At 71.5% G+C, this 20,431-nt stretch carries 22 protein-coding genes; 11 read left to right on the top strand and 11 right to left on the bottom strand.

Translation table 11 applies throughout. The features are described from left to right. Positions 1-3: 3 nt before the first annotated feature. Positions 4-477 carry an ester cyclase gene (locus tag F1721_RS12040; RefSeq protein ID WP_246154713.1) on the bottom strand — a complete coding sequence of 158 codons (474 nt, stop codon included), beginning with the start codon at positions 475-477 and terminating at the stop codon, positions 4-6. Positions 478-680: 203 nt separating this feature from the next. Here F1721_RS12040 and F1721_RS12035 point away from each other — a divergent pair, with 203 nt between their 5' ends. Both F1721_RS12035 and F1721_RS12030 read left to right on the top strand, forming a co-directional pair. After that, positions 681-902 (top strand): hypothetical protein, encoded by a 222-nt coding sequence (locus F1721_RS12035; protein WP_150066711.1) that lies wholly within the window; start codon positions 681-683, stop codon positions 900-902. 1 nt (position 903) lies between these two features. Beyond that, positions 904-1,131 carry a hypothetical protein gene (locus F1721_RS12030; protein ID WP_150066710.1) on the top strand — a complete coding sequence of 76 codons (228 nt, stop codon included), beginning with the start codon at positions 904-906 and terminating at the stop codon, positions 1,129-1,131. On the opposite strand, the gene F1721_RS12025 is transcribed toward F1721_RS12030, so the two are convergent. Together F1721_RS12025 and F1721_RS12020 are read right to left on the bottom strand one after the other, a co-directional pair. Next, on the bottom strand, positions 1,119-1,895 hold the full coding sequence (locus tag F1721_RS12025) for a CoA-transferase subunit beta (protein WP_150066709.1): 777 nt from the start codon (positions 1,893-1,895) through the stop codon (positions 1,119-1,121). The two genes, F1721_RS12030 and F1721_RS12025, sit on opposite strands and share 13 nt — an antisense overlap. Before the next feature lie 26 nt (positions 1,896-1,921). Continuing rightward, positions 1,922-2,893: a CoA transferase subunit A gene (locus F1721_RS12020; RefSeq protein ID WP_150066708.1), complete on the bottom strand. Its 972-nt coding sequence runs from the start codon at positions 2,891-2,893 to the stop codon at positions 1,922-1,924. 130 nt (positions 2,894-3,023) lie between these two features. Between F1721_RS12020 and F1721_RS12015 the strand changes: the two genes are divergently transcribed. The 5 genes from F1721_RS12015 to F1721_RS11995 all read left to right on the top strand — a co-directional run bounded on the left by F1721_RS12015 (position 3,024) and on the right by F1721_RS11995 (position 8,219). Beyond that, on the top strand, positions 3,024-3,923 hold the full coding sequence (locus F1721_RS12015) for a LysR family transcriptional regulator (protein ID WP_150066707.1): 900 nt from the start codon (positions 3,024-3,026) through the stop codon (positions 3,921-3,923). A 158-nt stretch (positions 3,924-4,081) separates the two neighbouring features. Continuing rightward, positions 4,082-5,413, top strand: a complete 1,332-nt coding sequence (locus F1721_RS12010) for an MFS transporter (protein WP_150066706.1) — start codon at positions 4,082-4,084, stop codon at positions 5,411-5,413. 61 nt (positions 5,414-5,474) lie between these two features. Next, entirely contained in the window at positions 5,475-6,524 is a 1,050-nt protein-coding gene (locus F1721_RS12005; RefSeq protein ID WP_150066705.1) for a cyclase family protein, read from the top strand. Between the two features lie 40 nt (positions 6,525-6,564). Further along, on the top strand, positions 6,565-7,902 hold the full coding sequence (locus tag F1721_RS12000; RefSeq protein WP_150066704.1) for a short-chain fatty acid transporter: 1,338 nt from the start codon (positions 6,565-6,567) through the stop codon (positions 7,900-7,902). 20 nt (positions 7,903-7,922) lie between these two features. Then, positions 7,923-8,219: a YciI family protein gene (locus tag F1721_RS11995; protein ID WP_150066703.1), complete on the top strand. Its 297-nt coding sequence runs from the start codon at positions 7,923-7,925 to the stop codon at positions 8,217-8,219. 40 nt (positions 8,220-8,259) lie between these two features. On the opposite strand, the gene F1721_RS11990 is transcribed toward F1721_RS11995, so the two are convergent. From F1721_RS11990 to F1721_RS11975, 4 genes are all read right to left on the bottom strand, one after another. Beyond that, on the bottom strand, positions 8,260-8,961 hold the full coding sequence (locus F1721_RS11990; RefSeq protein ID WP_150066702.1) for a class I SAM-dependent methyltransferase: 702 nt from the start codon (positions 8,959-8,961) through the stop codon (positions 8,260-8,262). A 34-nt stretch (positions 8,962-8,995) separates the two neighbouring features. Next, the gene (rph, locus tag F1721_RS11985) at positions 8,996-11,629 is read right to left on the bottom strand and encodes a rifamycin-inactivating phosphotransferase (RefSeq protein ID WP_246154711.1); all 2,634 of its coding nucleotides are present in this window, start codon (positions 11,627-11,629) and stop codon (positions 8,996-8,998) included. A gap of 276 nt (positions 11,630-11,905) precedes the next feature. After that, positions 11,906-12,823 carry a pseudouridine synthase gene (locus F1721_RS11980; protein WP_150066700.1) on the bottom strand — a complete coding sequence of 306 codons (918 nt, stop codon included), beginning with the start codon at positions 12,821-12,823 and terminating at the stop codon, positions 11,906-11,908. A gap of 23 nt (positions 12,824-12,846) precedes the next feature. Continuing rightward, positions 12,847-13,329 (bottom strand): GNAT family N-acetyltransferase, encoded by a 483-nt coding sequence (locus tag F1721_RS11975; RefSeq protein ID WP_246154703.1) that lies wholly within the window; start codon positions 13,327-13,329, stop codon positions 12,847-12,849. A gap of 98 nt (positions 13,330-13,427) precedes the next feature. On the opposite strand from F1721_RS11975, the gene F1721_RS11970 reads away from it, so the two are divergent. From F1721_RS11970 to F1721_RS11965, 3 genes are all read left to right on the top strand, one after another. Next, positions 13,428-14,597 (top strand): MFS transporter, encoded by a 1,170-nt coding sequence (locus tag F1721_RS11970; protein ID WP_150066698.1) that lies wholly within the window; start codon positions 13,428-13,430, stop codon positions 14,595-14,597. Positions 14,598-14,870: 273 nt separating this feature from the next. After that, on the top strand, positions 14,871-15,044 hold the full coding sequence (locus F1721_RS34385) for a hypothetical protein (RefSeq protein ID WP_170301448.1): 174 nt from the start codon (positions 14,871-14,873) through the stop codon (positions 15,042-15,044). A gap of 49 nt (positions 15,045-15,093) precedes the next feature. Further along, positions 15,094-15,312 carry a tautomerase family protein gene (locus tag F1721_RS11965; protein ID WP_150066697.1) on the top strand — a complete coding sequence of 73 codons (219 nt, stop codon included), beginning with the start codon at positions 15,094-15,096 and terminating at the stop codon, positions 15,310-15,312. Positions 15,313-15,321: 9 nt separating this feature from the next. Here F1721_RS11965 and F1721_RS11960 read toward each other — a convergent pair whose 3' ends face one another. Genes F1721_RS11960 through F1721_RS11950 form a run of 3 tightly spaced genes read right to left on the bottom strand, consistent with a single transcriptional unit; the run spans position 15,322 to position 19,078 of the window. Beyond that, positions 15,322-16,773 carry an MFS transporter gene (locus F1721_RS11960; RefSeq protein WP_150066696.1) on the bottom strand — a complete coding sequence of 484 codons (1,452 nt, stop codon included), beginning with the start codon at positions 16,771-16,773 and terminating at the stop codon, positions 15,322-15,324. A gap of 31 nt (positions 16,774-16,804) precedes the next feature. Then, positions 16,805-18,067: a cytochrome P450 gene (locus F1721_RS11955; protein WP_150066695.1), complete on the bottom strand. Its 1,263-nt coding sequence runs from the start codon at positions 18,065-18,067 to the stop codon at positions 16,805-16,807. 57 nt (positions 18,068-18,124) lie between these two features. Then, complete coding sequence (locus tag F1721_RS11950) at positions 18,125-19,078, bottom strand: U32 family peptidase (protein ID WP_150066694.1); 954 nt, start codon at positions 19,076-19,078, stop codon at positions 18,125-18,127. 153 nt (positions 19,079-19,231) lie between these two features. Between F1721_RS11950 and F1721_RS11945 the strand changes: the two genes are divergently transcribed. Continuing rightward, the gene (locus tag F1721_RS11945) at positions 19,232-19,999 is read left to right on the top strand and encodes an IclR family transcriptional regulator (RefSeq protein ID WP_150066693.1); all 768 of its coding nucleotides are present in this window, start codon (positions 19,232-19,234) and stop codon (positions 19,997-19,999) included. Positions 20,000-20,002: 3 nt separating this feature from the next. Here the strand turns inward: F1721_RS11945 and F1721_RS11940 are convergent, their stop codons facing one another. Then, a complete protein-coding gene (locus tag F1721_RS11940; protein WP_150066692.1) occupies positions 20,003-20,428 on the bottom strand; it encodes a universal stress protein in 426 nt (141 codons plus the stop codon). Positions 20,429-20,431: the final 3 nt, after the last annotated feature.

Here is a 20,431-nt window from a genome sequence, read left to right as displayed (position 1 = left end):
GGTTCACGACGTGGCCAGGCCGATCCCGGTCGGCGCGTTCTCCTCGCCGCGCATCTGGCGCAGCACCGTCTCGTTGTCGAAGTAGATGCGCTCCGCCAGCAGCTTCCCGGGTTCCTCCGGGCTGAAGAGGTAGAACGCGGCGAGCTCGAAGGACACCCGCCGACCCGACGGCTGCTCCCCGCAGTACTCGCCCCGGTGCGTCCCGTCGATCGTCACCTCCCGCACGGAGGCGCCCGGGGAGTCGTACTCGGCGTTCACCGTGACCCGGAAGTCCGGGATGGCGCCGTCCAGGACCTGGTAGAAGTCCTGCACCCCGGTGAACCCGGCGTACCGGGTGCTCAGCGGGACGACGTCGTAGAACGCGTGCTCGTCCTGGACGAAGGTGCCGTACACGCGCGGCCAGTCGTGCGCGTTCTCGGCCTCGATGTGCTCGGCGATCGTGCGGCGCTGGGCCTCGATCCGCTGTGCATCGCTCATCGCCATGGCAACCCCCGTTTTGCCCGGCTGCGACTTCCGAACCCGAGACTACCCGCCGCGCCCCGCAGCAGCTCCGACCGCGATCCGGCCAGGGGCGAAAGTCCCGAAATACGTAGTGGGTACGTAGTCCTCCCGTCGGCCGCGGGGCAGCGGCGGACCAGTCTGGAGCAGTACCGCCCCACCGACCCAGGACCCGACCCGCGATGTACCAGCCCCGATCGAGCAGCCCGACGATCCAGCTCGAAACCCGCTCCCCCCACCGCCCGCACGTGTACCGGAACCTCCTGCTGGGCACGTGGATCTGCGACCAGCAGGGCACCCGGGCCAACCCCGGACCGGACAGCGCCCGCACCGTCTACCGCACCCACCTCGACGCGGTGCGGGCCGCCACCGGCCTGCTCCCCGAGCAACGGTTGAGCGCGTGACATGCTGCTGAACCGGTGCACCGCTGAAGACCTCGACGCCCGCGCGCGCCGCGCCGAGCACCAGCTGAACCTCGCCCGCCAGGCGCGCCAGTGGCACCTCGCCGACCGCTACCGGCAGGAGATGCGCGCGATCGCGGCCGAGTGCGAACGCCGCCACCGGGATTCCGGGGACCAGCCCGGCCTCAGCGCCGTGCTGCGCGCCGAGGCCGGTCCGGCTCAGCGCAGGTAGACCCGGTCCGGGTCGACGTCGTCGCGCAGCAACCGGAGCTCGGCCCCGGTGGGCGGCTCGACGGTGGTCAGCTCGTCGGCCACCGCCAGGTCCCAGCCGGTGGCCTCGCGGACCTGCTCGACGGTGACCCCGGGGTGCGTGGCCACCAGGCGCAGCTCCTCGCCGACGCCGTCGCGGGCCAGGATGCCGAGATCGGTGATCACCCGCGTGACCCCCGCCCCGCGCGGCCGGATCCCGTCGCGCAGCGCCCGGTCCGGGCCCGGCGAGGTGCAGAAGTCGAGCTCGGCGAGGAACGAGCGCGGGTCGTGGCGGCGCATCACCACGAACACCTCGCGGGAGTTGGCCATCACCTCCATCGCCCCGCCGGAACCGGGCAGCCGCACCTTCGGCGCGTGCCAGTCGCCGATCACCGAGGAGTTCAGGTTCCCCCAGCGGTCGATCTGCGCGGCGCCGAGGAAGCCGACGTCGATGCGGCCGCCCTGCAGCACGTACCCGAACAGCGCGGGCATCGACAGCACCGCCTCGGAGTCGGTGATCAGCACCGAGTCCGCGATGGTCTCCGGCAGGTGCGAGGGGTGCGCGCCGCAGACCCCCGACTCGTAGACGATCTCGATGTCGGGCGCGACGGTCAGCTGCGCCAGCGACACCGCGAGGGTGGGCAGCCCGATCCCGGCGAACACGGTGTTCTTGCCCGCCAGCTCGCGCGAGGCGACCGCGGCGAGCAGCTCGGACGACGTGACCGCCGCGTTGGACCCAGCGTTCATCTCGACTCCTCCTGCGCTGGTCGGCGTCACTGCCGACGTCCGTAGTTGACCGGCTGGCTCCAGGCCTCGCCGACCGACAACCGCTCCCGGGTCTCCTCGCCCAGCTTGGCCAGGTACTCGGCGTGGTCGGCGGTGCCGCGGACCCACTCGTCGAGCCACCGCTGCAGCCGGTCGGGGTCCTTGCTGATGTGCGACCAGCTCCGGTAGAACTCGCCGTCCCGGTCGTAGTAGCCCTGCGCGAAGGCCGGGTGCGCACCGCCCGGGCACTCCACCACCGCGTCCACCGCGTGCGCCGGGATGACCGTGCGGTTCGGGTCGGAGCGGATCACCTCGTCGGCCACCACCTCCTCGACCACCACGATCGCCTTCCGCGCGGCGTAGACGGCCTCGGCCTGGATCCCGGTCAGCCCCCAGATCTGGGTGTTGCCCGCCCGGTCGGCGCGCTGCGCGTGCACGATCGTGACGTCCGGGTTCAGCGGCGGCACCACGTAGATCTGCTCCTCGGCACCGTCCGGACCCGGGTAGGGCGAGGTGACCTTGCGGATGTCGGGGTTGACCGACGGCACGTCGCTGCCCGCGTAGGAGCGCAGCGGGTAGAACGGCAGCCGCTGGGCCCCGGCCAGGTAGCGGCAGATCATCCCGTAGTGGCTGTACTCCTCGTACTCCAGCGGCTCGGGCTGCCCGGTCTCGATGCGGCGGCGCAGCTCGCCGAGCGACCCGGCGGTGGAGTTGCCGACGAACGACGACACCAGCTTGCGCACGCAGCCACCGGCGATCAGCTGGTCGGTGACGATGTCGGCGGTCATCCGCGCCACGGTGAGGTCCCGGCGGCCCTGCCGGATGATCTCGTGCCCGGCGGCGGTCGGGATCAGGTGCGTGAAGCCCTCCAGCGCCACGGTCGCCCCGTCGGTGACGTGCGCGGCGATCGCCTCCCGCATCGTCGTGGTCTTGTCCGGCCTGCGGACCGGCGGTTTCGACGCGGCGACCGGGTTGTCCATGGTCGGGGCTCCTCGGTGTTCGGTTCGGATCGGGTCCAAGCTGCCAGCCGCCATTGATAGCTGTCCAATACTGAATTAGTGTCGGATCAAGAGCGCTCGCTAATGGATTCGCCGGATTTCGAGGTCTGCCGTGGAGCTTCGCTACCTGACCGCGTTCGTCGCCGTCGCCGAGGAACTGCACTTCGGCCGGGCGGCCAAGCGGCTGCAGATGGCCCAGCCGCCGCTGAGCCAGCAGATCCGGCAGCTGGAGCGCGAGCTCGGCGTCCAGCTCTTCGAGCGCAACACCCGGTCGGTCCGGCTGACCAGCGCGGGGGAGTCGTTCCTGGAACCGGCCCGCGCGGTGCTCGAGGACGTCGACACCGCGGTCCGCGCGGCGAAAGCGGCGGGCCGCGGCGAGTACGGGCGGGTCACCGTCGGCTTCGCCGGGGCCTCCAGCCACGAGTCGCTGCCGCTGCTGACCCGCGCGGTGCGCACCGCGCACCCGGGCCTGGAGCTGGTGATGCGCGGGCAGACCTACGCCAACGTCGCGCTGGCCAAGGTCGCCGACGGCTCGCTGGACCTGGGCTTCGTCCGGCTCCCGGTCAACCAGCCCGGGGTGAGCACCCGGGTGATCGAGGTCGAGGAGCTGATCTGCGCGCTGCCCACCGACCACCCGCTGGCCCAGCAGGACCGCATCGCGATCGAGCAGCTGGCCGACGAGCCGTTCGTCAGCTTCCCGGCCAACGCCGGATCCACCTTGCGCGACGCGCTGGTCAAGGCGTGCGTGTCGGGCGGGTTCAACCCGCGGGTCGTCCAGGAAGCGCCGGACTCCTACACGATCCTGGCGCTGGTGGCCGCGGGCGTCGGAGTCACGCTGACCCTGACCTCCTGCCAGCACATCCAGCAGACCGGCCTGGTCTACCGGCCGCTGGCGGGCGAGCCCACCCGGCTGCACGCGGCGCTGGCCTGGCGCACCGACAACACCTCGGCGGCGCTGCGCACCGTCCTGGAGATCGCCGAGGAGGCCCTGCCCACCCCGGCCGCGCTCTGACCAGGGGCGATGCCGCCGATTGATAAGCGCGGCGTCTTGCTGTCGCACTGATTCTGTATTGGACAGTCTTGGTGTGAGGTGACACCGTTGCCCCCGTCACATCGGGAGGCGAGCGCGTGCTGAGCGCTCACCGGCACCGAAGCTTCAAGGGAGAATGCATGGGTGCGGTCAACGCGCGCGAGCAGAGCCGGACGGCCAACCGCGCCGGGATCGGAGCCTTCATCGGCTCGACCATCGAGTGGTTCGACTTCTACATCTACGGCACGGCGTCGGCCTTGGTCTTCGACAAGGTCTTCTTCCCGGAGCTCGACGGTGCCGTCGGAACCCTGGTGGCCTTCGCGACGTTCTGGGTCGGCTTCCTGGCCCGCCCGCTGGGCGGCATCGTCTTCGGCCACATCGGCGACCGGCTCGGCCGGAAGAAGACCCTGGTCATCACGCTGCTGATGATGGGCATCGCGACCACCCTGATCGGCCTGCTGCCCGGCTACGCCCAGATCGGCGTGTGGGCGCCGATCCTGCTGGTGGTCATCCGCATGGTGCAGGGCATCGGCCTGGGCGGGGAGTGGGGCGGTTCGGTCCTGATCGCCTCCGAGCACGCGCCCAAGGGCAAGTCGATCCTCTACGGCGCCTTCGCCCAGCAGGGCTCGCCGGTCGGCAACACGTTGAGCACGCTGAGCTTCCTGGCCATCAGCCAGCTGCCGGACGAGGCGTTCCTGGGCTGGGGCTGGCGCATCCCGTTCCTGGCCTCCGCGCTGCTGGTGCTGGTGGGCCTGTTCATCCGGATGCGGGTCACCGAGTCGCCCGCGATGGCCAACCTGATCGAGCGCAAGAAGGTCGCCAAGCTGCCGGTCTGGGAGGTCGTGCGCTCGCACCCGGCGCTGCTGGCGCTGGGCATCGGCGCCTGCACGATCGGCCTGTCGGCCACCTACTTCAAGTCGACCTTCGCGCTGTCCTGGGCCACCAGCACCCTGGAGTTCGACAAGAGCTCGTTCCTGACCATCATCCTGGTCGCCAACATCGTGCAGATCTTCGCGCAGCCCTTCGGCGCGGTCATCGCCACCAGGATGCGCAGCTGGTCCCGCGCGGTGACGATCATGCTGCTGCCCGAGGTGGTGCTGCTGCCGCTGATGTTCGTGCTGATCAGCACCAACAACTACGGCCTGGCGATGGTCGGCGTGGCCGTCGCGACCGTCCCGCACTGCCTGTACTACGCGGCGCTGGCCGGGATGCTGGCCAGCCGGTTCCCGGCGCACGTCCGCTACACCGGCATCTCGCTGTGCTACCAGCTGTGCGGCACGATCCTCGGCGGCACCACGCCGATCGTGGGCCAGTTCCTGCTGAACCTGTCCGGCTCGATCACCGCGGTGATCGGCTACGCGATCTTCCAGGTGCTGCTGACCCTGGGCTGCATGCTGTTGCTGCTGCGCCGCCCGAACCACGACGACCGCGCGCACGCCGAGAGCCCGCGCGCCGAGGCTGTCCCGGCCTGATCCCGTGCGGGTGCGGCTCCCCTCGGCGGGGGAGCCGCACCCGTCGTTCTTGGAGGTATCGATGGAGAACCCGCGTTGGGTGCGGCGCCCGGAGGGCTCCAACTGGGGTGAGTTCGGCCCGGACGACAACCTCGGGCGGCTCAACCTGATCACCCCGGAGAAGGTGCGCGAAGGCGTCGCCGAGGTCGTCGAGGGCCGCAGCTTCTGCCTGAGCCTGCCGCTGGACCTGCCGGGCGGAACCGCCCTGAACCCCAACCGGTTCCCACCGGTGCTGCGCCCGAACCTGCGTGCCGGTCAGGTCAACTACAACTTCGAGATGGACCGCCTGCACCCCGGGCGCACCGACGTGCTCTGCGACGACCTGGCCGTCCTGCACCTGCAGTACTCCACCCAGTGGGACTCCCTGGCGCACGCCGGATCGATGTTCGACGTCGACGGCGACGGGGTCCCGGAACCGGTGTTCTACAACGGCTTCCGCGCCACCGAGCACGTCCGCGGACCGTCCGAACTGGACGATGCGGGCACGGCGACGTTGCACGACCGCAGCACGTCCTCGGCCGGACCCCTCGGGATCGACCACATGGCCCGCGAAGCGGTGCAGGGCCGCGCGGTGCTGATCGACCTGCGCGCCCACCTCGGCGACGGCCGGACGCTCGTGGGCCACCAGCAGCTCGCCGAGATCATGGCCGCGGACGGGGTCGTGGTCGAGGAGGGCGACATCGTCTGCCTGCACACCGGATTCGCCGAGCAGGTGCTGGCGATGGGCGGCGACCCGGACCCCGAGGTGCTGCACGGGTTCGGCGCCGTCCTCAACGGGCGCGACCCGGACCTGCTGGGCTGGATCACCGAATCCGGCCTGGCCGCGCTGGTCGCCGACAACTACGCGGTGGAGGCCTTCCCCGCTCCGGAGGCACCCGCGCCCAACGCGGTGCTGCCGCTGCACGAGCACTGCCTGTTCAAGCTCGGCGTGCACCTCGGCGAGCTGTGGCGGCTCACCCCGCTCGCCGAGCACCTGCGGGCCCGCGGCCGCAGCCGGTTCCTGCTCACCGCACCGCCGCTGAACCTCCCCGGAGCGGTCGGCTCGCCGGTCACCCCGGTCGCCACCCTCTGATCACGCACCGGGACGTCCCCGGTCGGCAAGGAAAGCACTGATGACCAAGATCGCCAACTTCTTCACCGAGCTGATGCGCCGGTACCTGCCCGATCCGTTCGTCTTCGCGATCGGGCTGACCTTCCTCACCCTGCTGCTGGCGCTGACGGTGGAGGGCAAGGGGTTCATCGAGATCACCGAGGCGTGGGGCGACGGGTTCTGGAACCTGCTGTCGTTCACCACGCAGATGGCCGTCATCCTGGCGATGGGCTACGTGCTGGCCAGCGCGCCGGTCACCGACCGGGTGCTCAACGCGGTGGTGGGCCGGGTGCACCAGCCGCGCACCGCGGTCGCGGTGGCGACCCTGATCGGCTCCGTCGGCTCCTACCTGAACTGGGGCTTCGGCCTGGTCATCGGCGGGATCGTGGCGAAGAAGCTGGCGCTGAAGGTGCCCGGCGTGCACTACCCGCTGATCATCGCCGCGGCCTACAGCGGGTTCACCATGTACGGCCTGGGCCTGTCGGCGACGATCCCGCTGACCATCTCCACCAGCGGCCACGCCCTGGAGAGCAAGATGGGCGTGATCGCGCTGGCCGAGACCATCTTCTCGCCGCCGATGCTGCTGACCGCGCTCGCGGTGCTGGTCACCCTGCCGGTCCTCAACGCGCTGCTGCACCCCAAGCCGGGCCAGCCGGTCAAGGAGATCGACCCCGCTCTGCACACCGAGAGCAAGGCCCGGCCGGTGGAGTCCGAGGACTTCGGCGGGGTCACGGTGGCCTCCCGGCTGAACAACAGCCGGATCCTCAGCCTGCTGATCGGCGCGCTGGGGATGGTCTACGTCGTCGTGTACTTCATCCGCGGCGGCGCCGCGGACCTGGACCTGGTGAACTTCTTCATCCTGTTCCTGGGGATCCTCCTGCTGGGCACCCCGGCGGCCTACGTCGCCAAGCTCGGCGAGGGCATCAAGACCATCTCCGGCATCATCCTGCAGTACCCGTTCTACGCGGGCATCATGGCGATCATGGCCGCGTCCGGCCTGGTCGGCACGATCTCGCAGGTGTTCGTGGACATCTCCACCCCGGAGACGCTCGGCTTCTGGGGCCTGATCAGCTCGTTCGTCATCAACTTCTTCGCGCCCTCGGGCGGCGGGCACTGGGTGATCCAGGGCCCGTTCATGGTGGACGCGGCGAACGCGATCGGTGCCCCGATGCCGGACGTGGCGATGTCGGTGATGCTCGGCAACGCCTGGAACGACCTGGTGCAGCCGTTCTGGATCCTGCCCGCGCTGGCGCTGTCCCGCCTGCGCCTCAAGGACGTCATGGGCTACACGGTGATCATGATGTTCTGGGTGGGCTTGATCTACATCGCGGCGATCCTGCTGTGGGGATTCCTCGGCTGACGGACACGGAGGAGCGGAAAGTGCCCTACTTCATCGAGACCTTCGACAAGCCCGACCACCAGCAGGTGCGGCTGGACAACCGGCCCGCGCACCTGGAGTTCCTGGCGGAGCACAAGGACCTGCTGCTGGCCTGCGGAGCCAAGCTCGCCGACGGCGATGACACCGCATCCGGCGGCGTCTACCTGCTCGACGTCGAAACCCGCGCCGAGGCCGAGGACTTCATCGCGCGGGACCCCTTCACCCGGGCCGAGCTGTTCGCCGAGGTCAAGATCACCCGCTGGCGCAAGGCCTACCTGGCCGGTCAGGGTTACCTGTAACCGTGCGTGCCTGGCCGGGACTGCCCCCGGCCAGGCGCGTTCAGCGGGGAAGGGCGCGGATGGCGAGGAATCCGCTCGGCTCCCGGTGCAGACGTTCGTAGCGCTCCGGGGAGATCGCCGCGGCGGCCTCGGTCGGTCGCGGTTCCCAAAGCCGTTCGACAACGAACCCGGCCCGGTACAGCTCCTCGCAGGTGAGCTCCAGCGGCGTGGTCCAGTACCGGACCTGCCACCCGCGGCTCCAGGTCTCCGCCACGACGCGCGGTTCGAAGTAGTTGCCGCCCAGGCGGAGCCAATCGCCGGTCGGGTGCTGCCGGGAGAGCACCAGCGCGCCACCGGGTCGCAGCACGCGGTGGAACTCGCGCAACGCGGCCACCCGGTCGTCCAGGTATTCCAGGGCCAGCGCGAGCAGCACCAGGTCGACTGAGCCGTCCGGCAACCAGTCCAGCGGGTCGGCCAGGTCGTGCACCCGGAAGTCCGCCCGCGGCACCCGGTCCGAGGCCAGTTCGACCATCCGCTCGCTGATGTCGCAGCCGACCACCTGCGCCCCGCGAGCGACCAGCTCAGCGGCGTAGAGGCCGGGCCCGCAGGCGGCGTCGAGCACTCTCCGCCCGGCGACATCGCCGAGCAGCTCCAGGCAGGCCGGGCGGTCGTAGTGCGCGTTGTGGAACCCGTTGGCGGCGTGGTCGGCGAACTCGTCGGCGAACACCTCGTACTGCGCTTCACGACCCACTGAATCGGTCACCCCGCTGATCTTGGCAGAGCCCGGCCGCCCACTTCTAGGACAGGATCTCGACGTAGCCGCTGGTCCCGTTAACGCGGATGCGCTGTCCGTCCTGGAGCAGCCGGGTGGCGTTCGCCACGCCCACCACGGTCGGCAGGCCGTACTCGCGGGCGATGACCGCACCGTGGGTCATCGTGCCGCCCACCTCGGTCACCAGGCCCTTGATCGTGACGAACACCGGCGACCAGCTGGGATCGGTGTAGGCGGTGACCAGGATGTCGTCGGCGTCCAGGTCGGCATCGGTCATCTCCAGGACGACGCGGGCGCGCCCCTCGACGGTTCCGGTGGAGACCGGGAGGCCGAGCAGTGCGCCGGGCGGCGCGTCCTGGCGGCGGTAGGACCCGGCGATGGCCTCGCCGTCCGAGGTGAGCACCCGGGGCGGCGTGAGCGCCTGGTACGCGTTGAACTCCCCCTTGCGCCGCCGGATGAGGTGGTGGTCGACCTCTCCGGTGCGCACCACCTCGTGGAGCTCCTGGAACCTCAGGTAGAAGATGTCCTCCGCGTCACCGATCACCCCGGCCCGCACCAGGCGCTCGGCCTCGTCCAGCAGGGCGCGCTTGTAGATGGCGTAGCGGCTGATCATGCCGTACTTGGGGTACTCCCGAAATCCGGTGAAGGTCCGCAGCCGGTCGATCATCGCCTTGGTCTCGTCGGCCTTGCGCTCGCCGTCCGGCAGGGCCCGCAAGCGCTCCAGCAGCTCCTGCTCCTTCTGCTGCGCTTCCTGCTTCCCCTGCTCGAAGCGCCGTCGGCTGGCGCCCGGTTCGAAGTTCTCGATGTTGCCGAGGATCACGGGCACGAGAGCGCTGGGGCGCTCGCTCCAGCGCGGCCTCGTGATGTCGATCTCGCCGACGCAGCGCATCCCGTACTGGTCGAGGTAGGCGCGGATGGCGTCCCGCGCCTCGCGCCCGCCCGCGAGCGCGGGCAGCTCCTCCAGGAAGTCCTCGTCCGCGACGTCGCGCAGGAAGGCGATCACCTCCGGGTGCGGGCGGATCGCATCGGCGACGTCCAGGAGCGCGAGCCCCATCTCCGAGGTGACGTTGTGCGGGACGGACTGGGTGAGCGCGTCGGCCGCGTTGTCCTCGCCGAGCCACTCGTGCATCCGGTCGTTGAGCCACCACGCGGCCTCCATCCCGGCCATGATCGCCTGGTGGCCGCGCGGGGAGAACAGGTGCCGCTTCAGCTCCTCCAGGTCCTCCAGGATGAAGTCGAACAGGTCGGCCCCGCGGTGCGCCCGGATGTCGCGCTCGACGGCGGCCAGGGACGCCTGGTTGCTCGCGATCAGCTCGTCGACGATGGCCGGATCGGTCTCGATCGGCTCCGGCCCACCGCCCACCGGCGGCTCGGCGGCGACGTCCTCCGCCGGTGGCGGGAGGAAGTCGCCGCGGTCGAGCACGGTCTGCATCGCGTCCCGCATCAGCGGGTCGGACTTGCCCATCAGCTCCAGGAGCCCGTCGCGGCTGGTCCGCGCCGCCAACCGCTCCGTGACGTCGACGAACAGCCGCCCGCCCGCCTCGGCCATCGGCCGCGGCGTGGTCAGCTGCCAGACCGACAGGCCCAGCGGCTTCATCGCGTCGGTCATCATCTGCTGGTGGCCGACGGACAGGTAGACGCGGTTGCCGCGCTCCTCGGTGGCCGGGATGGGGAACAGCGTGGTGATCGGCCTGCTCTGGACGATCTGGAAGCCGCCGTCGACCAGGCACCACTCGATGTCCTGGGGCTGGCCGAAGTGCGCCTCGATCCGCCGCCCCAGCTGCGCCAGCAGCACCGCCTGCGCATCGGTCAACGTCGGCTGCTGCTGCCGGTCCGGCTCGATCGCCCGCTGCTGCGTCCCACCTCCCGGCGCGGCCTGGATGGCCAGCTGCTTGGTCGCGATCGCCTTGTCGACGACTTCGCCGTCGCGCACCTCGTAGACGTCCGCGTTGACCAGACCGGAGACCAGCGCCTCGCCGAGGCCGAAGCTCGCCTCCACGCTGGTGATCTTCCGGTTGGACGTGACGGGATCTGCGGTGAACAGGACGCCGGAGACCTCCGGCGAGACCATCTGCTGCACGACCACGGCCATGTGGACCTTGCGGTGGTCGAACCCGTTCCGCAGCCGGTAGGTCACAGCGCGCTCGGTGAACAGCGAGGCCCAGCACAGCTTGATGTGCTCGAGGATCGCCGCGGGCCCCACGACGTTGAGGTAGGTGTCCTGCTGCCCCGCGAAGGACGCCGTCGGAAGGTCTTCGGCCGTCGCGCTGGATCGCACGGCGCAGGCGGTGTTCTCGCCCAGCTCGGCGAGCTGGGCGGTGATCACGGCCGCCAGGTCGTCTGGGATGGCGATCCCGCTGACGACGCCGCGGATCTCCGCGCTCAGCGCACCGATCGCGTCCCGGTCGTCCGGGTCCAACTGCGACAGCTGGTCGAGCCGGTCCTCGAACGACGGTGCGTCGGCCATCACCCGCCGGAACGCCTCGGTCGCCACGCAGCAACCGGGCGGCACGTCGATGCCTTCGATCCGCGAGAGCTCCCCGAGGTGCGCGCCCTTCCCGCCCACGACCGAGATCTGGCCCTGGTCGACCTCCCGGAGACCGAGCACGTAGCGACCGGGCGAGAACGACGTCGCGACGGTGCTGCCGGTTTCATCCACTGCTTCTCCCATGTACGTCGATCGCGGCCGGAAACGGCCCGGACGAGCGCGAAGATCCCGATGACCGAGATGGCATTCGGCCAGTGTGCCGCGCGGCTCGGCGTCCGCGCGCGCTGAGATTCACGGTCTCGGCGGGAGATTCTGCGGCACGACCGGGGTCTTGCGGCAAGTCCCCCTCTGCGCTATACGTTGAGAGTGGGAGGGAGCGGTGCTCCCCCGCCATTCGAGTCCAGTTCGGACAATTCCCGAGAACGAGCTGACGGCCTTGATCGGCCGCTACGCGGACTGCGCCCAGGCGCTCAGCGTGCGGCGGGATTCGAAGCGGCGTCGCCGACCGGTGATCGGGTCGGTGAACTCCAGGGCCTTGGCCAGCAGTTGCAGCGGGTCGCTGAAGTCGTCGGCGGCGCGCTCGCGCACCACCGGGTACAGGTCGTCGCCGAGGATCGGGATGCCCAGGCCGTTCAGGTGCACGCGCAGCTGGTGGGTGCGGCCGGTGCGGGGGAGGAGCCGGTAGCGGCCCAGTTCGCCGCGGTGCTCGACGAGCTCGATGCGGGTCTCGCTGTTGGGTTCGCCGGGCACCTCTTCGGCGGCCAGCACGCCGCGCTGCTTGTGGATCCGGCTGCGCACGGTGCGGGGCAGCTGCAGCTCGGGGTCGAATCCGGCGACGGCCTCGTACTCCTTGTGCACCGCCCGGTCGTGGAACAGCGTCTGGTACGCGCCGCGGTGCTGCGGGGTGATCACGAACATGACCAGCCCGGCGGTCAGGCGGTCCAGCCGGTGGGCGGGGCTGAGCTGCGGGAGGTCGAGCTCGCGGCGCAGCCGGACCAGCGCGGTCTCCGCGACGTGCCCGCCGCGCGGGGTGGTGGCCAGGAAGTGCGGCTTGTCCACCACCAGCAGGTGGTCGTCGCGGTGCACCACCTCGATCGGGAACGGCACGGGCGTCTCCACCGGCAGGTCGCGGTGGAACCAGATGAACGCCCCTGGGACGAAGGGGGCGTCGAGCGCGATCGGGCCGTCGGCGCCGACGATGCGGCCTTCGGACAGCATGGCGTCGATGCGTTCCGGGGCGAGCTTGGGGATCCGGTCGACGAGGTGGTCCCGGACGGTGCGCCAGCGCCCGTCGAGGGGCAGCCGCATCCGGACCGGGTCCACGCCGTGCCGCTGCGGCAGCGGCGAGGTGAGCTTGCGTCGCATCGCGCCACCAGCGTAGCCGGTGGTCACAGGGCGAGCTTGAAGCCCTCGTGGGAGGCGGTGAAGCCGAGCCGCTGGTAGAAGCGGTGCGCGTCGGCCCGCTGCTTGTCGGTGGTCAGCTGCACCAGGGCGCAGCCGCGTCGGCGGGCCTCGTCGATGGCCCACTTGAACATCTCGCCGCCGAGGCCGTGGCTGCGGTGCTGCTCGTGCACGCGGACCGCTTCGATCTGGGCGCGCAGCGCGCCGCGCCGGGCGAGACCGGGGATGAACGTCAGCTGCATGGTCGCCACGACCTGGTCGCCGGTGGTGGCCACCAGCAGGAGTTGCGCCGGATCGGCGTCGATGGCCGCGAACGCGGTCCGGTACGGCGCCAGGTCGGCGGCCGACTCCCTGGTCGCCCCGAGCTGGTCGGCGGCCAGCAGCTCGACGACGGCGGCCAGGTCGGCGGCGGTCGCCCGGCGCAGCTGGTAGGTGACCGGTCCGACGGGCAACGTCGCCAGCGCGTTCACAGATCCCTCCACAGTGGACTTCCGGGTTCGGGGTTCCGGGGACGACTCTAGTGCGGGGTGCGGCATGATCGCGGGAGGTGCTTGGGAGGAGGGCGGCGATGCCGAAGACCGCAGCGCGCGTCGCGGTGGCTGCGCTGTTCCTGGTCAACGGGGCGAGCTTCGCCAGCGTGGTGCCCCGCTACCCGGAGCTGCAGGACTCGCTCGGCCTGTCGAACGCCGCGCTGGGCACCGCGATCGCGGCGTTCCCGCTCGGTTCGCTGGCCGCTGGGCTGCTCGCCGGTCCGGTGCTGGCGCGGTGGCGCTCGGCGAACGTCGCGGTGTGGTGCTCGGCGCTGCTCGCCGCGGACCTGGTCGTGATCGGGCTCGCGGCGCGCTGGTGGCAGCTGGCCGGGGCGTTGTTCGTGGCGGGCGCGATGGACGCGGTCGTCGACGTGGCGATGAACGCGCACGGCCTGCGGGTCCAGCGCGCCTACGGGCGGTCGATCGTGAACTCGTTCCACGCCCTGTGGAGCGTCGGCGCGATCATCGGCGGGCTGGGCGGCTCGCTGGCGGCCGGGGTCGCAGCACCGCTGCCGCTGCACTTCGGGGCGGCGGCCCTCGCGCTCGCCGCGGTGGCCATCACCAGCCGGACGTTCCTGCTCCCCGGGCCGGACGACTCCGCGCATCGGGGCACCCCGCGCGCCCGCCCCCGGCTGCACACCCTGCTGGTGCTGCTGGCGCTCGGAGCGCTGTGCGCGGCGAGCGCGCTGGTCGAGGACACCGCGGCGTCGTGGGGTGCGATCTACTTGCGCGACTCGCTCGGCGCGGCGGCGGCGCTGTCCGGCGGGGTGTTCGTCGCGCTGCAGGCGGCCCAGACCGTCGGCCGGTTCTCCGGCGATCGGCTGGTGGACCGCTTCGGTGCTCGCACGGTCGCGCGGACCGGGGGAGCGCTGGTGGTCGTGGCGGTGGGCGGCGCGCTGCTGTGGCCCTCGATCCCGACCACGATCATCGGGTTCGCCCTGGCCGGGTGGGGGATCGCCACGATCATCCCGGCCGGGTTCAACGCCGCGGACGCGGTGCCGGGACTGCCGCCGGGCGCGGGCTTGGCCGTCGTCGGCTGGCTCTACCGCCTCGGGGTGCTGGCCGGTCCGCCGGTCGTCGGGCTGCTGGCGGATGCGGTGAGCCTGCGGCTCGGCCTGGTCGTGGTGCCGGTCGCGGGCGTGCTGATCGTGCTGCTGTCCGGCCGCCTCAGCCGAGCAGCTTGGCGAAGAACCAGCCGACCCGGCTGACCTTGCGGATCCGCGGGTTGCCTGCGACCCCGTGGATCTCCCACTGCTGCCCGCAGACGTCGCAGCGCCAGAGGCCCATCTGGCTGGTGTCGGGTTCGCAGGGATGCCCTCGGCGCCCTTTTCGCATGTCTTGATCACACCACAACGGACCGCTGCGATGGGGTGCCCCGGCGCGGGAGGATCGGGTGAAACCGTGACTTTTGGCCTTACCGAGCGTGCACGCCCGCGCCGTACCGTCAGCGGCGGTGACTCGTTCGGGGAGAGGGGCCGCAGGTGACGGTGCGAGAGCTGGTCGACCAGATGGAGCGGCGCTGGGAAGAGCTGATGACCCTGCGCGCCAGTCCGGACATGTACGGCAGCGAGGCCCTCGACGGCCAGCTGGCCGAGCTGGAGCTCTGGCTGCTCCGCATGCAGCGCCTGACGGCCGCCGGTGCGCGGGCCGCATGACCGGAGTCCGGATCAGCACGTGATCGTTCGAAGTCGGGGGAGCTGTCCGATGCCGTTCGTCGACATCAAGGTGATCGCCGGGGTGTTCAGCGCCGAGGAGAAGCGGCGGCTGGTCGAGAGCGTCTCCGAAGCGGTCATCGCGGTCGAAGGAGAAGCGCTGCGACCGGTGACGCACGTCGTGGTCACCGAGACGCCCAGCGGAGCGTGGGCGATCGGCGGCACGGCCCACACCGCCGAGGAGGTCCGGGAGAAGCGGGCCACCGGCTGAGCACCTGGGTCACCGCTCCTGGTGACAGGTGCAGGGGTCCTGGCAGGCGTGGTTGAGGCCGGGCAGCGGATAGGTGTCCACGCGCTCCGCGCGGCCGATGGTGAGCCAGGACAGGACTCCGCCGACCGCGCACAGGGCGGCCGAGATCAGCAGCGCCCGGCCGAACCCGGGACCCAGCGGGGCTCCTGCCCCGGTGCGGGAGAGACCGGAGACCACCGGCAGCACCGCCACCGCGAGCAGCCCGGCCAGGCGGGACACCGCGTTGTTCACCCCGGAGGCCACCCCGGCGTTGTCCTCGCTGACCGAGGCCAGCACGGCCGAGGTCAGCGGGGCGACCGTGATCGACAGGCCGAGGCCGAACACCAGGACCCCGGGCAGCACGCCGGTCAGGTAGGTGCTGCCGGGAACCGCCCAGGTCAGCAGGGCGAGCCCGACCGCGCAGGTGAGCGGCCCGACGGTCATCGGCACTCGCGGCCCGGTGCGCTGCGCGACCGCACCCACCCGGCTGGACAGCAGCAGCATGATGATGGTGATCGGCAACGTCGCGATGCCCGCTGCGAGCGCGCTGTAGCCCATGGACTGCTGGAGCTGCAGCGACAGCAGGAACAAGGCCCCGCTCAGCGCCGCGTAGACGGCCAGCGTGGTGAGGTTGGCGCCGGTGAACTGCGCGGAGCGGAACAGCGACAGCGGCAGCAGCGGGCTCGGGTGGCGCATCTCGATCAGCGGGAAGGCCACCAGGCCCGCCGCGCCGACGACGGCGGCCCCGGTGGTCAGCGGCGTCCAGCCCACGGCCGGGATCTCGATCAGCGCGAACACCGCCCCGGCCAGCCCGGCGGTGACCGCGATCGCGCCGAAGACGTCCAGCCGCCCCGCGGCCTGCGGGTTCCGGGTCTCCGGGACGTGCCGCAGCGCCAGCAGGGCGGCCGCCGCGATCGGGACGTTGATGTAGAACACCCAGCGCCAGGACACCGCGTCCACCAGCCAGCCGCCCAGGAAGGGCCCGATCGCCGAGGACACCCCGGTCAGCCCCGCCCACCGGCCCACGGCCTCGCCGCGGTCGTCCTGCCGGATGGTCGAGTTGATCAGCGCCAGGCTCCCCGGCACCAGCAGCGCCCCGCCGACGCCCTGCACCAGTCGCGCCACGACCAGCGCCTCACCGGTCGGTGCCAGCCCGCACCCCAGCGACGCGACGGTGAACAGCACCAGCCCGATCACGTACACCCGGCGGCGGCCGTAGCGGTCCCCGAGCGCCCCGCCGAGCAGCAGCAGCGCGCTGAGCGTGAGCAGGTAGGCGTCGAGCACCCACTGCAGGACGCTGAGCTCCCCGCCGACCTCGCGGCCGATCGCGGGCAGCGCGACGTTGACGACCGAACCGTCCAGGAACGCCACCCCGGAGCCGAGGATCGTGGCGACGAGGATCCAGCGGCCGGACCGCGAGCGCAGCGGCGCAGCAGTGCTCATCGCCCGACCATAGGCCGAGTCCGGGGCCGGGTCAGCGCGGGACGGGCGAGAAGGACAGCGGCAGGTGCTTGATGCCGTTGATGAAGTTCGACACCAGGTGCCGCACCGGCCCGGTCACCTGCAGATCGCGCATCCGCCACAGCGCCTCGCGGTAGAAGGTGCGCAGCTGCAGCCGGGCGAAGTGCGCGCCCAGGCACACGTGCGGGCCGTCGCCGAAGGCGACGTGGGCGTTGGGGGAGCGGCGGACGTCGAAGCGGTGCGGGTCGGGGAACTGCCGGTCGTCGAAGTGCGCCGAGCAGTGGAACACCACGACCTTGTCCCCGGCCCGGATCCGCTGCCCGCCCAGCTCGGCGTCGGCGGTGGCGGTGCGCCGGAAGCTGAGCACCGGCGGGTGGAAGCGCAGCGTCTCCTCCACCGCGGAATCGAGCAGCTCCGGCTCGGCCAGCAGCAGCCGGTGCTGGTCGGGGTGCCGGGCGAACGCGAGCACGCCGCCCGGCAGCGCGCTGCGCACCGTGTCGTTGCCCGCCACCGAGAGCAGGAAGAAGAACATCTCCAGCTCGGCGTCGGCCAGCCCGCGACCGTCCAGCTCGGCGTGGGCCAGCGCGGTCATCACGTCGTCCGCCGGGTTGCGCCGCTTGAACGCCGCGAGGTCCTGGGCGAAGGCGAACATGTCCGCGAGCATGGCCGGGGAGCGGGGGTTCACCGGCTTGCCGTCGGCGTCCAGCGCGACCTCGGAGTGCTCGGGGTCCTGGTAGCCGATCACCCGGTTGGTCCACTCCAGCAGCATCCCGCGATCGGTCTCCGGCACCCCGAGCAGGTCCGCGAGGTTGCGCAGCGGGTAGTCGTCGGTCACCTCCACCGGCAGGTCGCAGCTGCCGCGCTCGACGACCTCGTCGACCAGCAGCCGCGCCCGCTCGGCCACCGCCGCGCGGAACCGGTCGACGCGCCGCGGCGTGAACGCCCGGCTGACCAGCCGCCGCAGCCGCCCGTGCTCGGGCGGGTCGAGGTTGAGCATCATGCGCCGGATGAACGGCAGGTCCGCCGGGTCGGGGTCGCGGATCTGGGTGGCGCCCAGCCAGGAGGAGTAGGTGCCCGCGGACTTCAGCACCGCGACGACGTCGGAGTACCGGGTCACCGCCCAGAACCCGGGACCGCCGGGCCAGTCGCCGATCTCGCGCTCCTGCTGCCAGCTCACCGGCGCGTGCTCGCGCAGCCAGGCGAAGTCCTCGTGCGGCACGCCCGTGGCGTACCTGCGCGGGTCGAACACGTCCGGGACTTGGGTGGGCGCTGCCATCGCGACTCCTTCGCCGGTGCCGGTCCGGACCTACTGTTCAACGCCGCGCGCCCGGCGTCAACGCCCGGCTTGGCCGTCCACAGTGGAGTCGAGCTGCGGGACGGCGAGACCTTCCGCGGCCAGCTGCGAGGCCACGGCCTCCGGTGCGTAGCGGTGCAGCAGGTCCAGCCCGATCCGGGCGCGGCGCACCCGCTCCCGGCCCAGCGCCACCGCGGTGGGCGTCAGGTGGGTTCCGCTCGGGTAGATGTTGGGGGCGTTGCGCAGGCCGAACTTGACGTAGACCGGCGCCGCCACGCGCACGATCTCGGCGATCTCGAAGTGCCGGACGAAACCGCCCATGTCGTCGGGTGCTTCCACGTAGACGTCCAGCGGCAGGTCGGTGGCGGCGCGGATCGCGGCCAGCTGCCCGGTGCTCAGGTCGGTGGGCACGTTGTAGGTGTCGGCGCCGAGGTCTTCGGCGATGCGCACCGCGGCCGGGTTCGCCAGTCCCATCTGGACGCTGATCTTGAACTGCAGGTCCGGCGGCAGATCACCGGCCGAGCGCATCGCGGCGGCGGTGCGCAGCACCCCGAGGTCGGTGATCAGGACGCTGCGGACGCCCGCCTCCGCGGTCCGCCTGATGTCCTCCAGCACGTGCACGAGTTGTTCGGTGCCGCGCGCCTGCGCGGCGACCGGCCCGCCCCCGGGTGCGGTGGCCATCGGGCTGGTGTCCCACCCGGCGACCGGCCGGGCGAACAGGCTCAGCTCGACCGACCGCGCGGCAGCGGTGGCGGCCATGCTGCGCAGTTCGGCGTCGGTGAGCAGCATTCCGCCGCTGCCCTGCGAGATGCGGTGCACCACGACCTGGCGCGCGTCGGCCTCGGCGAGCACCGCCTCGAGCACTTCGGGGCCCTCCGTGCTCGGGATCTCCACCCGGTACTGCGCGCCGTCCGGGAACCGCTTGGTGCTGGTGGTCGGGGCGTCCTCGCCGGGCAGGCCCTGGGACCGCAGGAATTCTCGGGTCTGGCGCACTCGTCCACTCCGTTCGAGATACCAAACGATGTTCGGAAAATCGTATGCAGCCGGGTACGAACCGGTCAAGTGGAACCTCCGTTCGGTGGCCGGTATCGGATACGATGTTCGAAATACCGGTCACGCCGGAACGGCGGGGGAGGAGCACCAGCGGTGGCACGAGCGGTACCTGCGGTGGAACGGGCGTTCGACGTCCTGGAGCTGTTCCTGGACACCCACGAGCTCAGCGCGCCGGAGATCACCGCGCAGCTCGGCCTGCCGCGCACCACGGTGCACGAGCTGGTCGGCACCCTCAGCGAACGCGGCTACCTGATGCCCGCCGGTCGCGGCAGCAACAAGTTCCGCCTCGGGGTGCGCGGCTTCCAGCTCGGCTCGGCCTACGCCGAGCGCCTCGACCTGGCCCGGGAGGGCCAGCTGGTCGCGGAGGAGATCGCCGAGCGCTGCCAGGAGACGGTGCACGTCGGCGTCCGCGAGGGGACCGAGGTGCTCTACGTGGCCAAGGTCGACAGCAGCCACCCGGTCCGCATGGTCTCCGCCGTGGGGCGGCGGCTGCCCGCGCACTGCACGGCGGTCGGCAAGGCGCTGCTGGCCGCGCTGCCGAGCGCCGAGGTCGACGAGCTCTACGGCAAGGGCCGCCTCAAGGCGATGACCGAGCACAGCATCACCACCCGCAAGGCGCTGCGCGCCGAACTCGACCGGATCGCCGAGGACGGGGTGGCGCGCGAGTACTGCGAGTCCAACGAAGCGGTGGCGTGCGTGGCCGCGCCGGTGCGCGACCACACCGGCCAGGTGGTGGCCGCGATCAGCATCGCGGTGCCGATCCTGCGCTGGAACGAGGAGACCGAAGCGGCCCTGAGCGACCTGATCCGCGACGGAGCGGCCACCCTCTCCGAACGCCTCGGCCACGCGGAGCGCGACTGATCTTCAGTACCGGACGATGACCACCGGGCACTTGGCGTGCACGGCGCAGCGCTGGCTCACCGAACCCAGCAGCGCACCGTAGAAGCTGCCGTGCCCCCGGCTGCCGACCACCAGCAGCTCGGCCCCGTCGGAGGCGTCCAGCAGCGCCTGGGCGGCGTGCCCGTGGGTGAGCTCGCGCTCGATCGGCACCGTCGGGACATCCTCGTGCTGCACCTGCTCGACGGTGTCGTCCAGGGCCTTGCGCGCGGCCTCCTCGAAGTCGTCCGGTGGCATCGGGCCGCCCTCCCAGCTGTAGAAGGCCGGGAACTCCCAGGCGCCGACCGCGTGCACGGTGGCATCGATCAGCGCGGCCTGCTTCACCGCCCACCGCAACGCGCACTTCGACGGGTCCGACCCGTCCACGCCGACGACGATCTTGCGTTCGCTCATGGC

The sequence above is a fragment of the Saccharopolyspora hirsuta genome (assembly GCF_008630535.1).
Taxonomy (GTDB): Bacteria; Actinomycetota; Actinomycetes; order Mycobacteriales; family Pseudonocardiaceae; genus Saccharopolyspora; species Saccharopolyspora hirsuta.
The sequence above is the reverse complement of the archived record's forward strand: the minus strand, read 5'-3'. Positions and strand labels throughout refer to the sequence as shown.